The organism is Bradyrhizobium sp. NDS-1, from assembly GCF_032918005.1.
In the GTDB taxonomy this organism is placed as follows: domain Bacteria; phylum Pseudomonadota; class Alphaproteobacteria; order Rhizobiales; family Xanthobacteraceae; genus Bradyrhizobium; species Bradyrhizobium tunisiense.
Window position 1 is genome coordinate 301225 of sequence record NZ_CP136628.1, and the last position, 15786, is coordinate 317010.

The window sequence follows — 15786 nt, forward strand, 5'->3', positions numbered from 1 at the left end:
CAGCGGTATCGACGGAAGGGAAACGCTGCCGATTCAGCTTTCAGCAGCTCAATTGGTCCAAGCGAAGGCAACCTTGTCGAGCGACTTCGGCCCGAAACGCTCTGACGAGCGTGCCACCATACGGCCCCCCAGGGCCCGGTAGAACTCGGTCGCCGGGTCGTTGTCCGAGAGCGCCCACACCACCATGCTCTTCAGCCCGCTCTGCATCAGGTCGCGGCGGGCGGCGGTGAACAGGCGACGGCCGAAACCGAGGCCCTGGAATTCCGGACGCAGATAGAGCTCGTAGACCTCGCCGTCGAAGTGCAGACTGCGGGCGCGGTTGCGACCGTAATTGGCGTAACCCGCGATCTTGTCGCCGAACACGAGTACGCTGACGCGGCTGCCCTTGCGGATTGCGCTGTCCCACCATTGCGGGCCACGGCGGTTGATGAGCTTTTCCAGCTCGGCGCCGGGAATGATGCCCTGATAGGCGGAGCGCCAGGCTTCGTCATGCGTGGACGCCACCGCAGTTGCATCTGCAGCTTTGGCCGGCCGGACCTCGATCAGGGTTGTGCTCATGGGCGCAATCAAACCAAGTCGCCGCGTCGGCGGCAAGACCTATCGTTAATTATCGGTTAACGTGTGGACTTTGTGCATCAGTATCTCAACCATGTTGTGCCGAAAAAAGACAAGACGCATCGTCAAAGGCCACCTGCATGCCCTGCGTCGGTGCAAAACTCCTGTTGCGGCAACGAATGAATGACAATGGCGACGCAGAAAGTCCGCCCATGGTGATTCGTTCCTACTAGTGTGGCTGTCGCTGTTCGTGTTCGCCCTCGGCCATTCATGCGGCTCCTCAACACCATCGCGCTCCTGCCTCTGCTGACCTTGCTGACCGCGCCGCCTCTGTGCGCTCAGGTCACGTTTGGCCCCTCGGAACAGGAGGGCAGCCCGCTTCGCCGGCAAGAATGGCTTGTGCCGTCGCCGGATGCCGACATTGCCGCGCACGCCCTGTTGTTTCGCCCCGCCGGCGCCGGTCCGTTCCGGCTTGCGGTGATCGCGCACGCCTCGACGCAGAACGTCTTGCGTCGTGCGCAAATGCCGCAGCCGGAATACCGCGCGCTCGCAGCCTTCCTCGTCGCGCGCGGTTTTGCTGTATTGGTGCCGGAGCGGCTCGGCCATGGCGCGACCGGCGGCCGCTATGTCGAGGACCAGGGCGGTTGCGACGAGGCCGATTATGCGCGTTCGGGCCGTGCAACGGCCGAGCAAATCCGGCTCGCGCTGGAGCATTTGCGAAAGCAGGATTTCATTCGCAAGGAAGCCGCCGTCGTGATCGGCCATTCCGCCGGAGGCTGGGGCGCGCTGGCGCTCGCCAATGCCGATCCGGGAGCGATTTCCGCGATCACGGTGTTTGCGCCGGGGCGCGGTGGTCATGCCAATGACGAGCCGAACCGGATCTGCGCGCCGCACGCGCTTCGCGCGGCCGCCGCGGAGTTCGGAAGGGGCGCGCGCATTCCTGTCACATGGCTCGTCGCGGGCAACGACAGCTACTTCTCGCCGGCTTTTTCAAGAGCGTTGGTCGAGGCGTTTCGCAGCAGTGGTGGCAAGGTCGATTTCCGCACCTTGCCGGCTGTCGGCAGCGAGGGGCATTGGATGATCGAGAGCGAGGCCGGGGTCGACGCTGCGAGCCGCGAGCTCTCGCGCGCGCTGAGTCAGCCACGGCCAATGGCGACCAAGAAGCCATGACGCTGTATTTGCTGGTAAAATATCTGCATGTGCTCGGTGCCGTCGTCATCCTCGGCACCGGAACGGGCATTGCTTTCTTCATGCTGATGGCGCATCGCACCAACGATGTGGCGTTCATCGCGCGTACGGCTTCCGTGGTGGTGGTCGCGGATGCGATCTTCACGTTGTCGGCAGTGATCCTCCAGCCGTTGACGGGCGGCCTGCTGATGATACTCGCGGCGACGCCGTTCACGGAGCACTGGCTGCTCGCCTCGCTCGGGCTCTACCTCGTCGCCGGCCTGTTCTGGGTCCCTGTCGTCTTCATGCAGATCGAGATGCGCGATCTCGCGCACAAGGCGGCGGGGCAGGGCAGTGCGCTACCGGAGCGCTACTTTGTTCTGTTCCGCCGCTGGTTCGCATTCGGCTTCCCCGGTTTCGGTGCGACGATGCTGATCCTGTGGCTGATGATCGCCAAACCGTTCTGAGAGGCACGATGGGTATGAGAACCATTTTGGTGCTCGGCGCCTCTGGCCTCATCGGCCGCTTCGTCACTGACGATCTTCGCGCGCGGGAATTTCGCGTCGTCGGCCTCGCGCGCAGCCTGTCGCCGGCGCAAAAGATGAACTCGCTGGACATCGAGCTGCCGATCCTCTCCCTCGATATCGCCGCGCTGACGCGACTGCTCCGCGAGCACGCCGTCGACGTCGTCGTGAACTGCCTCGGCGTGCTCCAGGACGGGCCCGGCAGCGATACGGGCGCCGTGCATCGCGATTTCGTCACGCGGCTGCTGGCGGCTATCGGCGATAGCGGCCGCGCGATCCGGTTGGTGCACATCTCGATTCCGGGGACGGCAGAAGCCGACCGCACCGCCTTCGCGACGACCAAGCGCGAAGCCGAGCGCTTGATCGCGGCCTCGGGCATTCCGCATGCCGTCCTGCGGCCCGGCTTCGTGATCGCACCGTCGGCCTATGGCGGCAGTGCCATGCTCCGCGCGCTGGCAGCCTTACCGTTCGAGATCCCAGACAAGGAGATGGCGACGCCGTTCCAGCCCGTGGCGGTCGAGGATATTTCGGCCACCATCGCCTGGCTCGCCGCGCGCGACGTCGACGATGTGACCATGAAGGCGGTGAGCTGGGATCTGATGCAAACAGAGCCTGTCACGATGGCCGCCGTCATCGAGCAATTCCGCCGCGCGTTCGGCACATTCGGCTGGCCGCGTATCACGATGCCGGCTTTCGTGCTCGATCTCGGGGCCAAAGTCGGCGATCTCGCCAACACTCTCGGCTGGATGCCGCCGATGCGCTCCACGGCCATCGCCGAGCTTCGCCGCGGCGTGACGGGCAATCCCGCCGCCTGGATCGCCGCGACCGGCATCACGCCAAAGACGCTGGTTGAGACGATCGGCCGTCATCCCGCAACCATCCAGGATAAATGGTTCGCGCGCCTGTTCCTGGTCAAGGCGCTGATCTTGGCGAGCCTTGTGGTGTTCTGGCTCGTCTCCGGCTTCATCGCGCTGTTCGTATCCTATCGCGCAGCCGCCGGGATCCTGAGCGCGCACAATTTTCCGCCCGCGCTGGTCGATCCCGTCACCATCGGCACCAGCCTGATGGACATGAGTATCGGGGCGCTGATCGCCTTCCGCCGCACCGCGGCGATCGGCCTGGTCGCGGGCATTGTTGCCTCGCTCGGCTATATGGTCGGCGCGGCGATCCTGACGCCCGACCTCTGGATCGAACCGCTCGGTGCACTGGTCAAGACCGGCCCCGCGATCGTGCTGATGCTCGTCGCGCTGCTGATGCTGGATAATCGATAGGGTTTTCGGGCGAAGTGGAATTCCGGTTCGCGTGAAGAAGACGCGTCAAAAAGAGAGTCTGATGAGCAAATGGCCCGACGACGACGTAATCCTGTTCGACGGCGTCTGCATCTTCTGCTCACGCTGGGTCCGCTTCGTGGCGCAGCGCGATACGGCGAGACGATTTCGGTTCACGCCGATCCAGTCGGATTATGGGACCCGGCTCGCGCGGACATTCGGTATCGATCCGGAGGACCCCGACACCAACGCGGTCGTTCATGGCGGGGAGGTCTTCATGAAGTCCGATGCCGCGCTGACGGTGCTGTCGCAGCTACCCGGCTGGGGGTGGGTGCGCGCGCTATTCGTGGTACCGAAGTCGTTGCGGGATTTCGTCTACAGCCTCGTCGCGCGCAATCGCTATCGCATCTTCGGCAAGTACGAAGCGTGTTTCGTGCCTGATGCCGATTTGCGGGCACGGGTGATCGAGTGATGCGAGAGCGGCGCCACATGATTGGTGTCGTCCCGGCGGGCGCCCGGACGACATTGGCGGAAAAGGTTAGCCCTTCCCGATCGCCGCCAGCACTTCCTGCGCCGCCCGCTCCCCGCTGTCCCGCGCGCCATGCGCTGTCGTGAAGAACTCCGGCGACGTCGCCTCGCCCGCGAAGAACAACCGTCCATCCACTGGCGCTGCCAGCACCGCACGGTCGCCGGCGTGGCCGGGCAGGGCATGCGAATACGACCCGCGGGCGAACGGATCGTGAGCCCAGCGCGACTCGTACAGGGGCTTCAACTTGCGGCGGATGTCATTGCCGAGAAAGCCGGCGATCTCGTCGATGCTGTGGGCGGCAATGGCGCCTTCGCCGGAATTCTCCAGGGCGCGCGCGAAGCTGCCGCCGAAGAAGCCTTCGATGCAGGGCTGGCCGAACGGGCGGATGTGGTAGGTGCCCATGTCCGTGCGCATGGTGGCGCCGCGGAGGTTGCCTTCCTTGGGAAAGGCCTCGGCGTCGTCGAGCGCCAGCGTCACCTTGTCGTCGACGCCGAGCGGCAGGCCGGCGGCGGCATCGACCTTGGCCGGAAGCGGCGGCGAGAAGCGGATCGCTTCCTCGGCGATCAGGTTGGTCGGCACCGTAACGATCACCTTGTCGGCTGTCAGTGTACCCAGCGATGTCTCGATGCGGATGCGCGTGTCGGAATGGTCGATCAGCGTGACGTTGCAGCTCAGCGCCACCGGGCAGTGTGCACCATACGCTGCGACCAGCGCGCCATAGCCGCGCCGGACGCGCCAGTTGAGCTCCGTGTCCTCATAGGCATCCCAGTCCAGCGTCGACATATCCTTCAGCTCGCAGCCGTTGATGTAGGTCGAGATCGCGTCGATCATGGGATTCCAGCGATTGCCGGCCTCGAGGCTCAGGCTCGCGGGCTCGTCCTTGCCGTTTTGCGCTGCTTCCCACAGGCGCTCATAGAATGCGTCCATCGCGCGCATGAAGTCGGCGCGCTCGGCCTGCGGAAAGGCGTTGCCGAAGGCGCGCTCTCGCCAGGGCGGCAGGTCCCGGTTGAGCTCGAAACCGAGCTGTCGCGCGATCGGCACGAAGGAGTTCTTGTCCGCGGAATGAAGCCAGCCGCAGCCGACGTCGAACGTCACCTCGGGCGAGGCCTGCACGGTCCAGGCGCGGCCGCCAAGCCGGTCACGGCCCTCCAGCACGATCACGGAGAGGCCGAAGCCTCGCAGCGCATGTGCCGCGCCGAGGCCGGCGGCACCGGCGCCGATGATCGCGACGTCGACGGAGGAGGGAAGGGAGCTCATGGGCGGGCTCTAGCACGTTCGCGAAGAGTGCTGAAGCCGCCACGCGCACAACTGTCATCGCCCGGCTTGACCGGGCGATCCAGTATTCGAGAGACGACCGTTGTAGAGCCGAGAAGCCGCGGGGAACTGGATGCCCCGGTCAAGCCGGGGCACGACAGCGAGTGTGTGCCGCGGCCTTACGCCACCGCTTCCTTGGCCTTCTCCGCGCGCTTGCGCTCGTTCGGGTCGAGGTGCTTCTTGCGCAGGCGGATCGACTTCGGCGTGACCTCGACGAGCTCGTCGTCCTCGATATAGGCGAGCGCCTTTTCCAGGGTCATGCGGATCGGCGGGGTCAGGCGCACGGCTTCGTCCTTGGAAGTCGTGCGGATATTGGTGAGCTGCTTGCCCTTGAGCACGTTGATCTCGAGGTCGTTGTCGCGGGTGTGCTCGCCGACGATCATGCCCTTGTAGACCTTCCAGCCCGGCTCGATCATCATCGGGCCGCGATCCTCCAGCTTGAACATGGCGTAGGCCACCGCTTCGCCCTGGTCGTTGGAGATCAGGACGCCGTTGCGGCGGCCCTGGATCTCGCCCTTGTACGGCGCATAGCCGTGGAACAGGCGGTTCATGATCGCGGTGCCGCGGGTATCGGTGAGCAGTTCGCCCTGGTAGCCGATCAGGCCACGGGTCGGCGCGTAGAACACCAGGCGCTGGCGGTTGCCGCCCGAGGGCTTCATCTCGATCAGCTCGGACTTGCGCTCGCTCATCTTCTGCACGACGACGCCGGAATGTTCCTCGTCGACGTCGATCACGACCTCCTCGATCGGCTCCATGGTGGCGCCCGTCGCTTCGTCCTTCTGGTAGACGACGCGTGGACGCGACACCGAGAGCTCGAAGCCTTCGCGGCGCATGGTCTCGATCAGGATCGCGAGCTGCAATTCGCCGCGGCCCGACACTTCCATCGCATCCTTGTCGGAGGCTTCGACCACGCGCAGCGCGACATTGCCTTCGGCTTCGCGGAGCAGACGGTCGCGGATCATGCGGCTCGTCACCTTGTCGCCTTCGGTGCCGGCGAGCGGGGAGTTGTTGACGATGAAGGACATCGACACGGTCGGCGGGTCGATCGGCTGTGCCGGCAGCGGCACTTCGACGGTCGGATCGCAGAAGGTGTCGGCGACGGTGCCCTTGGTCAGGCCCGCGATGGCGACGATATCGCCGGCTTCGGCTTCATCGAGCGGCGTGCGCTCGAGACCGCGGAACGCCAGGATCTTGGTGATGCGTCCGGATTCGACCAGCTTGCCCTCGGCGTTGAGCACCTTGACCTGCTGGTTCGGCTTGAGCACGCCCGAGGAGATGCGGCCGGTGATGATGCGGCCGAGATAGGGATTGGCCTCCAGGATGGTGCCGATCATCTTGAACGGACCTTCCTCGACCGTCGGCGGCGCCACGTGGCGCAGGATCAGGTCGAACAGCGGCTCCATGCCCTTGTCCTTCGGGCCTTCCGGGCTGTCGGCCATCCAGCCCTGCTTGGCCGACCCGTACAGGATCGGGAAGTCGAGCTGCTCCTCGCTGGCATCGAGCGCCGCGAACAGGTCGAACACCTCGTTGATGACTTCGGTCGGGCGCGCGTCGGGACGATCGACCTTGTTGATGACGACGATCGGCTTGAGGCCGACCTTGAGCGCCTTGGAGACCACGAATTTGGTCTGCGGCAGCGGGCCTTCGGCGGCGTCGACCAGCACCAGCGCGCCATCCACCATGTTCAGGATGCGCTCGACCTCGCCGCCGAAATCGGCGTGGCCGGGGGTGTCGACGATGTTGATGCGGGTGTCCTTCCACTGCACCGAGGCCGCCTTGGCCAGGATGGTGATGCCGCGCTCGCGCTCCAGATCGTTGGAGTCCATGGCGCGATCGGTCACCTTCTGGTTCTCGCGGAACGTGCCGGACTGCTGGAGGAGCTTGTCGACGAGGGTCGTCTTGCCGTGGTCGACGTGGGCGATGATGGCGACGTTGCGGAGGTTCATGAGGGAGCTTCTTTGCGTTCGAACAATGGGTTAAGCGCGATCTCGCCGGTCGGACCGGGACCTCTTCTCGAAACAACGCTGGAAGACTGGAAACGGGCGCTCGCCGCCCAAAAAGGAAGCCCGGCCATATCGACCGGGCACCCTACGCGTTGCGGCGCAATATATGCAAAAACGGCCAAAAAACAATGCGTTCTTTGGGCCTTGGTTGACTGAATTTTGTCCGGGAATCCCCGGGGGTTAGCTCCCGTTCCGGGCCGGCGGGGCCTTTCGGCCCACGATGGCCGCCCAGATCATGACGACGCCTCCGATGCCGATAACGAGACCCAAAAAGACCAGCGAGGCGATGTCGGAGGGGATCTGGCCACCCTCGACCACAGACATTCCGCCGAACAGGAGCGCGCAGAGTCCCGGCAGCAGCATGAAGATCCCGGCGATCGCCATCAGTGCGGTCAGGCAGCCGCTGCGCGGTTGCTGGATCTGTGGAGGCACTGCCGGTGGGGTGGGGCTGGAATCGCTCATGGTCTCTTTCTCGCTGCCCTGATCAGCATCACGCCGGCAAAGGCCACCAGCATTGCAAGCACAAGGACGGGGATGAAACGAGGGTCGAAGTGAGACGACTGGGTCTGGTCGAAGGCAAAGATCAGGGCGCAGATGCCGGGCAGCAGCAGGATCACCCCGAACATTACCATGAACGCGGTGACGCATCCGCTCCGCGACGATGGAGGTGAAGGCGTCTCGCTCAACGAGGCATCTCCTCACGCTGCCCGGCGTCCCGGTAGGTTTCGCCGGCCAACTCGGCGCGGATGCCGTCGATCTTGCCGTTGCGGTAGAACAAATTGTAGGTGTCGAACGGAATGATCGCCCCCTGCTCCGTCACGAAATGGATGCAGCTGCGCTTGACGTTGCCGACGCAGAAATTGAAGCGGTCGAGGAATTGCACGATGGTGACGCGGAAGACGTTCTCGTAAGACAGCCCTTCCGGCACCTGGAAGCTCGGCAGGCAGCACAAGAGTTCGCAGACGCGCTCGCTCGTGTTGAGCGGGCCTGACGACAGCGAGAACAGGTCGACGAATTTTTCCCGCAGCACCGGGTATTTCTCGGGGCTGATCGTGTTGGGCATCACGGCGACGAGCTGCTCCTGCGGGATCAGCGAGGTCAGCGGCAGCACCTTTTCGCCATTGCGCAGGCCGTAGCCGATCGAGATGCTCTCGGGATTGCAGGGCAGCGGGATCATGTCCTTGTCGCCGAATACGCCGGTTTCGATCACGCGCTTGCGGATCTCCGACAGCATGATGCGGTCGGTCTTCTCGTCGAAATCGTCGTTGCGGCCGGCGTCCTGCACGGGCTGCAAGGTGACGCCGCGTACGCATGTCCAGGTCAGCGCGTGACGGACGATGTCGCCGATCTCGGCATCGTTGACGCCGCGCTTGATGGTGGCGACCAGCGTGGTCGACACGCCGTAATGCTCGAGATTCTCCAGCGCCTGTTGGCGGATCTTGCGCAAATCCGCGCCGCGCAGGTTGATCAGCCCCTCGCGCTGCAGCGAATCGAACTGGAGGTAGACCTCCAGCCCGCGCTTGTTCTCGGCCAGCCGCGCCACGAAATCCCTTTCGCGCGCGATGCGCAGCCCGTTGGTGTTGATCATGACGTGGCGGATCGGGCGTGCGCGCACGGCGTCGAGGATCGCGAAGAAGTCCGGATGCAGCGTCGGCTCGCCGCCGGAAATCTGCACCAGATCAGGCTCGCCCTCGCTGGCGACCAGCGCGTCCAGCATCTTCTCGACGGTCGCGAGCGGGGTGAATTTCGTTCGTGCTGGGGAGGATTCGGCGAAACAGACCGGGCACGTCAGGTTGCAGTGCTCGGTGATCTCGATCAGCGCCAGGCAGGAATGCTGCTCGTGGTCGGGACAGAGGCCGCAATCATAGGGGCAGCCGAATTCCGTGCGCTGCTGGAGTTGCAGCGGCCGGTCGCCGGGCTTGATGAAGTCCTTGCAGAGGCGCCAATAGGCGGCATCCGTCGAGACCAGGGTCGACTGGACGCCATGCTCCTTGCAGCGCTTTTCGTACCAGACCTCGTTGTCGAGAATCTGGATCTTGGTCGGCACCAGCTTCAGGCAGGTCTCGCAGAGGGATTGGGTCTGGCCCCAGAAGATATACGGACGCGATCTACGCAACGGCGCGTTCATGCAAGTAACTCATTCTGCAAGGGTCTCGCTTTGGGCGCGGTCGCCAACATGACGCCGGCGTAGAGCAGGATGGACAGCGACAGCAGGTGAAACAGGGTGAGCGGGCCGATCAGCGTGCCGTAGGGCTTGAGAAATTCCCATAGGAAGCGTTGCGCTCCATAGCAGGCGAGCGCCAGGTAGAAACCATTGGTGATTACAAACGCGTTCCGGTTCAAGACCGCCAGCACGTAGGCGAGCGCGAATGTGGCCATGGCCGCGCTCTCGTAGAGTTGCACCGGATGGCGGAGAACGCCGTCGCCGAAATCGTGGCCCCAGGGCAGCGATGTTGGCGTGCCATAGGTGAAGTCGTCGAGGCCCGCGAAGTAGCAGCCGAGCCGGCCGATCGCGATGCCGACGGCCAGCGGCAGCGCAAACCGCGCGCCGGTGCGCAAGGCGATGCCGACCGTCCATTTGTAGAGCTCGATCGCCACGATGCCGCCGGCCAGCGCGCCCTCGACCGAGCGCGCAATGCCGCTCTGGCCCGACAGCCAAAGATTGGCGGAGCCGAACAGATGGGCGCCGAGGCCGGCGCCGAACACCAGCGCGGCGACATAGGGCAGTTGGAAGGATTGCGCCGGAAACTGCAGGCGTTGTCGCGACAGCCACCAGACGGCGGCGGCCGCCGCCAGCCATGCCGCAATGTCGAAGATGACGTGAAGCAAAGCCCCGCTCATGCCGGGGATACTAGCGCAGGTTCAGGCGGTGCGGGATAGTGGGAAGAAGCCGCTACCCGGCCTCCCGCTCCTCGGTCGGATAGACGCCGCGCAGCACCTCCTCGAAGTGCATTTTCACCGCGTCGTTGCACAGGCAGGCGCGAAGCCTCAGGCCGTCGCGGTTGAGGACCAGGATCGAGCCGCGCCGCGTGTCGAGAATCCGTTCGGCCTTGAACGACTGAAGCACGCGGCTGGCATAGGAGCGGCCAACGCCGAGCAGCGTCGCGAGCTGTTCGTGGGTCAGCGGCACGCTGCTCTCGTCCCCGGTCCGCTCCATCGCCGCCAGGATCCATTTGGCGGTCCGCTGCTCGATCGAATGGATCGCGTTGCAGGCGGTCGACTGGAAGATCTGCGCGAGCATGCAATCGGCATAGCGGGCAAAGATGTTGCGCAGCGACGCCGAGCGCAGCTTGGCCGCTTCCAGCTTGGCGACATGAATATGCGCAAACGGCCCGCCGAATTTCACGCAGATCCGGGTATAGGCGGGCAGGAATCCCTCGCTGACGATGCCGCCCACGGCGCCCTCACGGCCGACCAGGATGGTTTCGACGTCGCGGCCGTCCTCGTTGGGGACGAGAAAGGTCGCGAGCGCCGGTCCGCAGGGGAAGTGCACGACCTGGACGTCGTCGCCGGGATTGTAGAGCAGCTGGCTGGCCGCGCGGTCCTCGAAGGCGATGTGAGGCGCGAGCAGGGCGTAGTCCGCCTGGCTCAACCGCCTCAGCAGATTGTTGGCCGGCCGGCTCTCGACCTCGGTTGTCTTGCTGATGCGCGCATCCATGGTGATCCCCATCTGCTCCAAACAATACCGAGTTCCGGCCGGATCCTGTGTGCACAAGTGGACAGACTGGAGAACTGCGATGTGGTGGTTTCGTTCCGGGAACCCTCCGATGCGCTGAGCGCAGGTATCGTGGCGCGGCTGCCCTGATCCGAAAACCCCCTGCTCCAAGTTGCGATCATGTCACCCGTACTTTCCGATGGCTCACCCTGTCCCGCCGACGTTCTGGTCGTGGAAGACGATCCGATCATTGCGATCGATTTCGAGGACCGGCTGCTCGGGTTCGGCGTGGCAAGCGTGAGGACCGTCGGGTCGGTGACGCAGGCGCTGGACGCCATCGCGAACCGCCCGCCCGATTTCGCGCTGCTCGATGTCGAGCTGATCCGTGAGACCAGCTTTGCGGTCGCTGAGCGGCTGGTCGCGCTGAATATCCCGTTCGTCTTCGTCACCGGCTATGGCGCCGAGGCGCGCATTCCGCCCGAATTTTCCGGTCAGCCACGCTTGCAGAAGCCGTGTTCGAGCGACGTGCTGGAGGCGGCTCTGCGCGCGCGCGCTCCCTGACGTTCAGGCAGGTTTCGGATCGAGCGTCGTCGACCACAGCGCGACATCGGCACGGTCGCGCAATGTCACGATCATCTGGCCGGAGGCGCCGTCGATCTTGACGTGGCCGAAGAACTGCATGCCGGCGGATGGCGGCAGGTTCTGGCTGTCCTGGCCCGGCGCCTTGACGAAGCGCACCTCGGGTCCAAAGGTGTTGTCGAGCGCGTTCGGACCGAAAGTGCCGGCATGCAGCGGGCCCGAGACGAATTCCCAGAACGGCTCGAACTCCTGGAATTGCGCCTTGTTCGGATCGTAATAGTGCGCGGCGGCATAGTGCACGTCGGCGGTCAGCCACACGATGTTGCTGATCGGCGCCATCTTGATGAAGCGCAGGATGTCGGCGATCTCGAACTCGCGACCGCGCACTGGGCCGTCGCCCTGCGCGATTGCTTCCGAGCCGCCCTTCGGCGTGTCCGACACGATGAGACTGAGCGGCATGTCGGAGGCGATCACCTTCCAGGTCGCGCGCGAATTGAGCAGTCCGCGCTTGAGCCAGGCGATCTGGTCCGGGCCGAGGAAATGGCTCGCGGGGCCGTAAGCGGTTTCGACATTGGGACCGTTCGGGCCGCGATAGCTGCGCTCGTCGAGCACGAACACGTCCAGATGCGGGCCGTAGGAGATCTGGCGATAGACCCGGCCGGGCTCAGTGATGCTCTCGCGCAGCGGATACATCTCGCGGAAGGCGCGCGCGCCGCGCGCGGCGAGCAGCGCGATGTCGCGCTCCTTGTAGGCGGCGGGCAACTCCTTCGACAGCGACCAGTTGTTGGTCACCTCGTGGTCGTCCCACTGCACGAAGATCGGCACCTCGGCATTGAAGGCGCGGAGATTGGCGTCGGTGAGATTGTATTTGTGCGCGGCGCGGTACTCGTCCAGCGTCTCGGCGACCTTGGCCTTCTCGGGGATGGTGACGTTCTTCCAGATACTGCCGTCGGCGAGCTTCACCTCGGATGCAATCGGGCCGTCGGCATAGATGGTGTCGCCGGAATGCAGGAAGAAGTCCGGCCGGTGCTTGCGCATCGCCGAGAAGGTGACCATGCCGCCGTCATCGGGGTTGATGCCCCAGCCCTGGCCGGCGACGTCACCGCCCCAGACGAAGCTGACATCGCGGCGATCGGCCGGCGCGGTGCGGAAACGGCCGACAACCGCCTCGCCCTCGATCGCGCTGTGCGAGAGATCGCGGAAGCGGACGCGGTAAAAGATGTCCTGTCCGGCCGGCAAGTTTTCGAGGAGCATCTTTGCGGTGAAATCGCTCTCGGGCAGCGCCGCGATCGGCGGCAGCGCGCGGACATCCCTGAACGTGTCAGTCGTCGCCACCTCGACCAGCATCTGCGCGGGTCGGTCGGTACGCGCCCACACCACGCCGCCGTCGACGGTGACGTCGCCCGACTGGACGCCATGGGTCACGGCCGGCCGGTCGGCCGCGCGCGACAGATAAGGCATCGCGATCGTGCCGAGTGCGCTGGCGCCGGTGGCGAGGAAGCGGCGACGCGAGAATGGGAAGTCCATGGAGGTTGGCTCCAAATCCGAGCTTGCAGAAGAGACCGTCATTCCGGGGCGCGCGTGGCGCGAGCTATGGTGCGCAATTGCGCACCTGAGAATCCATGTCTCCTCGCGAATGCGGCGCGATGGATTCCGGGTTCGATGCTTCGCATCGCCCCGGAATGACGGAAGCTATAGTGAGGCAATGTGACGCAGCGATTACGCTGGCAAGCGCTCAGGCGTTGCCGGCGGCCCTGAACTGCGCGCCCGCGCGCTGCAGGTTCTGCGGCAGGCTGAACAGCACTGCCTTGCGGTCGGCGACGGCGGCGTGGAACTGGTCGAGCGCAATGTTGAAGGCGGTGAGCGCGGCCTCCTCGATCGCGCCGTGATCGAAGCAGCGCAGCGTGTCGCGCAGGATCTCGTCGGCCTCTGTCTGCATCTGGTCGAGCTCTTCGGTCGTCTCGCATTTGCGTGCGGCGGCGATCATGTCGAGCAGGCGTTCGCGCTGATGGTTGTTGTTGTCGCGCTCGTCCTTCTTCAGATAGCCCGCAAACCAGGCACCGATCGAACCCATGGCGGACAATGCCATCAGGCTCCACCAGATGTAATCGCTGTATTTGTCGAGGAAGGTCTTTTCCTCCCCGTCGACGAAGGCGGCCGCGCCGGGATGCACCGGGATCACGGCATCCTTGTCGGTGTCGGGCGTTTCGATCTTCGCCGCGAGCGGAAATTCCGTCACCAATTGGTGGCGCACGGCGAAGAGCTGGCGCGTGAAGGCCGCGATGGTGGTTTCGGACACGCCTTTGCGTGCCACGACGTGGTGCGAGAAGCTGATGGTCTTGACCTCCTCCTCCGGGCGGGCGGGCGAGCCGCCATAGGTGCCGGCTGGAATCTCGGAGGCTTCGTAGACCGGATGGTTCTGCGCGATCGCGTCCGCCGAATCGATCGCGAGGAAGTTGGGCGCGCCGAAATCCTTGATGGAGGCGGCGATTGCATCCGCCGTGATCTTGCTGTTGACCGGGCCGGCTGCGAGATAGACGTCGGCCTTCTGGGACTTGATCGCCTCGGCGACTTCGTTGGCCGGGAATTGCACGATCTCGACCTTGGCGGGATCGACGCCGTATTGCTGCAGGATCACCTTGAGCAGATTGACGTTGGCCTGGGTGCGGCCGACCACCCCGATACGATGGCCGGCGAGCTGCGAGATCTTGGTGATCTTCGGACCCCGCTTCTTGGCCTTGCCCGGGACGGACCACAGCACCGCGACGTTCTTGCGCAGGGTCGCGACCGCTTGCGCGTTCTTGGGCACATCGAGATCGCCGCGCACGATGGCGAGATCGACCTTGCCTTCCGCCAGCGCATCGCGGCTGGCGGTCGCGCCATCGGTCTGGATCGGCCGGAGCCGCACTTGGCTCTTGGTCTGTGTGAAGGCTTGCGTCAGTGCCTGGACGACCCTGACGTCGTCGCTGTTGGCGGGACCGACCGCGATCTTCAGCGTCACCGGCCGCATCGCGAAGTAATAGCCGCCGGCGAGCGCGCCGATGATCGCAAGCACGAGTGCAAGAGACACGAGCGCGGTCTTCCGCGCCGCGGATCGCGGCGAAGGCGGAGGGGGCGCTTCGGCCAGGTCCAATCCCCCGGTCATCGATCTCCCAAACAGGCGCTTCAGGCTCAGTTTCATCGTGGCCGGCGATTTACGCCCGGAAGTGTAGCAAATTTCTTGTCCGGCGGGGTTACATCTCCGTCATGGTTAGCGGAGGAGGAAATCCCATTTGAACCCGGGGCGTCAGGACGGTGTTAGGGTAAAGTTCCCTGAAGGACGGAGACGACCATGGCAGAACGGCTCTCGGCGGAGGCGCGCAGGCAGGCGCTCAGCGGACTACCTGGCTGGCGTGAGGTTCAGGGCCGGGATGCCATCGGGAAGACCTTTATCTTCAAGGATTTCAACGAGGCGTTCGGCTTCATGACCCGCGCCGCGCTGGTCGCCGAGAAGATGGATCACCACCCCGAATGGCGCAACGTCTACAAGACGGTGGAGGTGGTGCTGTCGACCCACGATGCCGGCGGCGTCACGGAGCTCGACATCGCGCTGGCCAAGACCATGAACGCGATCGCAGGCTGAATCGGCTGACATCTTGCAGCGGTCGGCTACATCCCCATCTTGTGATCAGCCCGAACGTGGCGATCCGTCGCCCGGGCTGAACGGGGAGTTTGTCGAACATGGCTGCCGAACACAGCGTCGGTTTCGAGCCGGCCGATCGGCTCGCAGAGGATCGCGAGAGCGTGCGCCGCCGCTTCTGGCGCAAGCTGAAGCGTGTCGCCGCGCATTTGCCTTTCGCTGAAGATTTGCTCGCTGCCTATTACTGCGCGTTCGATCGGCAGACGCCGCGTCACGTCCAGGCCTCGCTGCTCGGGGCGATCGCTTACTTCATCCTGCCGCTCGACTTCGTCGCGGATGTGATGCCGATCCTCGGCTTCGCCGATGACGCCGCCGTGCTCGCCACCGCCATCCGCATGGTTGCCGGCCACATCACGGCCGAGCATCGCGAGGCTGCCCGCGCGGCGCTGAAGCGGGGGGTGGGTGAGCGGGAGTCGGAAGTGGACGCCGAAGCCGTGTAGCAGAAGCGGATTCAACCACACCCACCCGGTCATGCCCCGGCTTGACCGGGGCATCCAGTACGCCGCGGCTTCC

Annotated in this window: 17 protein-coding genes; 7 read left to right on the forward strand and 10 right to left on the reverse strand. The window is 64.8% G+C overall.

Features of this window, described 5'->3' with window-relative positions; all coding sequences use genetic code 11:
- Nucleotides 1-48: 48 nt before the first annotated feature.
- A complete protein-coding gene (locus RX330_RS01435; RefSeq protein WP_007598725.1) occupies nt 49-558 on the reverse strand; it encodes a GNAT family N-acetyltransferase in 510 nt (169 codons plus the stop codon).
- Between the two features lie 267 nt (nt 559-825).
- On the opposite strand from RX330_RS01435, the gene RX330_RS01440 reads away from it, so the two are divergent.
- From RX330_RS01440 to RX330_RS01455, 4 genes are all read left to right on the forward strand, one after another.
- Nucleotides 826-1725, forward strand: coding sequence for a dienelactone hydrolase family protein (locus tag RX330_RS01440; RefSeq protein ID WP_317241830.1), 900 nt, complete (start codon nt 826-828; stop codon nt 1723-1725).
- Entirely contained in the window at nt 1722-2189 is a 468-nt protein-coding gene (locus RX330_RS01445; protein WP_317241831.1) for a DUF2269 family protein, read from the forward strand. The genes RX330_RS01440 and RX330_RS01445 overlap by 4 nt, the downstream gene beginning before the upstream one ends.
- A gap of 8 nt (nt 2190-2197) precedes the next feature.
- Nucleotides 2198-3517, forward strand: coding sequence for an SDR family oxidoreductase (locus RX330_RS01450; protein ID WP_317241832.1), 1320 nt, complete (start codon nt 2198-2200; stop codon nt 3515-3517).
- Nucleotides 3518-3578: 61 nt separating this feature from the next.
- Nucleotides 3579-3986: a thiol-disulfide oxidoreductase DCC family protein gene (locus RX330_RS01455; protein ID WP_317241833.1), complete on the forward strand. Its 408-nt coding sequence runs from the start codon at nt 3579-3581 to the stop codon at nt 3984-3986.
- Nucleotides 3987-4052: 66 nt separating this feature from the next.
- On the opposite strand, the gene RX330_RS01460 is transcribed toward RX330_RS01455, so the two are convergent.
- From RX330_RS01460 to RX330_RS01490, 7 genes are all read right to left on the reverse strand, one after another.
- Entirely contained in the window at nt 4053-5300 is a 1248-nt protein-coding gene (locus tag RX330_RS01460) for a flavin monoamine oxidase family protein (RefSeq protein WP_317241834.1), read from the reverse strand.
- Nucleotides 5301-5476: 176 nt separating this feature from the next.
- On the reverse strand, nt 5477-7303 hold the full coding sequence (gene typA, locus RX330_RS01465) for a translational GTPase TypA (RefSeq protein ID WP_317241835.1): 1827 nt from the start codon (nt 7301-7303) through the stop codon (nt 5477-5479).
- Nucleotides 7304-7540: 237 nt separating this feature from the next.
- Nucleotides 7541-7822 (reverse strand): hypothetical protein, encoded by a 282-nt coding sequence (locus tag RX330_RS01470; RefSeq protein ID WP_194405357.1) that lies wholly within the window; start codon nt 7820-7822, stop codon nt 7541-7543.
- The gene (locus tag RX330_RS01475; protein WP_317241836.1) at nt 7819-8046 is read right to left on the reverse strand and encodes a hypothetical protein; all 228 of its coding nucleotides are present in this window, start codon (nt 8044-8046) and stop codon (nt 7819-7821) included. Before RX330_RS01475 ends, RX330_RS01470 begins: the two co-directional genes overlap by 4 nt.
- The gene (locus tag RX330_RS01480; protein WP_317241837.1) at nt 8043-9488 is read right to left on the reverse strand and encodes a radical SAM protein; all 1446 of its coding nucleotides are present in this window, start codon (nt 9486-9488) and stop codon (nt 8043-8045) included. Before RX330_RS01480 ends, RX330_RS01475 begins: the two co-directional genes overlap by 4 nt.
- Nucleotides 9485-10201 (reverse strand): prolipoprotein diacylglyceryl transferase, encoded by a 717-nt coding sequence (locus RX330_RS01485; protein ID WP_317241838.1) that lies wholly within the window; start codon nt 10199-10201, stop codon nt 9485-9487. Before RX330_RS01485 ends, RX330_RS01480 begins: the two co-directional genes overlap by 4 nt.
- A gap of 52 nt (nt 10202-10253) precedes the next feature.
- Entirely contained in the window at nt 10254-11018 is a 765-nt protein-coding gene (locus RX330_RS01490) for a Crp/Fnr family transcriptional regulator (RefSeq protein WP_317241839.1), read from the reverse strand.
- Nucleotides 11019-11195: 177 nt separating this feature from the next.
- Between RX330_RS01490 and RX330_RS01495 the strand changes: the two genes are divergently transcribed.
- Nucleotides 11196-11576 carry a response regulator gene (locus RX330_RS01495; protein ID WP_317241840.1) on the forward strand — a complete coding sequence of 127 codons (381 nt, stop codon included), beginning with the start codon at nt 11196-11198 and terminating at the stop codon, nt 11574-11576.
- Between the two features lie 3 nt (nt 11577-11579).
- Here the strand turns inward: RX330_RS01495 and RX330_RS01500 are convergent, their stop codons facing one another.
- Both RX330_RS01500 and RX330_RS01505 read right to left on the reverse strand, forming a co-directional pair.
- Nucleotides 11580-13121 carry an alkaline phosphatase D family protein gene (locus tag RX330_RS01500; RefSeq protein ID WP_317241841.1) on the reverse strand — a complete coding sequence of 514 codons (1542 nt, stop codon included), beginning with the start codon at nt 13119-13121 and terminating at the stop codon, nt 11580-11582.
- A 208-nt stretch (nt 13122-13329) separates the two neighbouring features.
- Nucleotides 13330-14775 carry a TAXI family TRAP transporter solute-binding subunit gene (locus RX330_RS01505; protein WP_317241842.1) on the reverse strand — a complete coding sequence of 482 codons (1446 nt, stop codon included), beginning with the start codon at nt 14773-14775 and terminating at the stop codon, nt 13330-13332.
- 150 nt (nt 14776-14925) lie between these two features.
- Between RX330_RS01505 and RX330_RS01510 the strand changes: the two genes are divergently transcribed.
- Both RX330_RS01510 and RX330_RS01515 read left to right on the forward strand, forming a co-directional pair.
- On the forward strand, nt 14926-15216 hold the full coding sequence (locus RX330_RS01510) for a 4a-hydroxytetrahydrobiopterin dehydratase (protein ID WP_212082388.1): 291 nt from the start codon (nt 14926-14928) through the stop codon (nt 15214-15216).
- Nucleotides 15217-15314: 98 nt separating this feature from the next.
- The gene (locus tag RX330_RS01515; RefSeq protein WP_317241843.1) at nt 15315-15713 is read left to right on the forward strand and encodes a YkvA family protein; all 399 of its coding nucleotides are present in this window, start codon (nt 15315-15317) and stop codon (nt 15711-15713) included.
- The last annotated feature ends 73 nt before the right edge of the window (nt 15714-15786 follow it).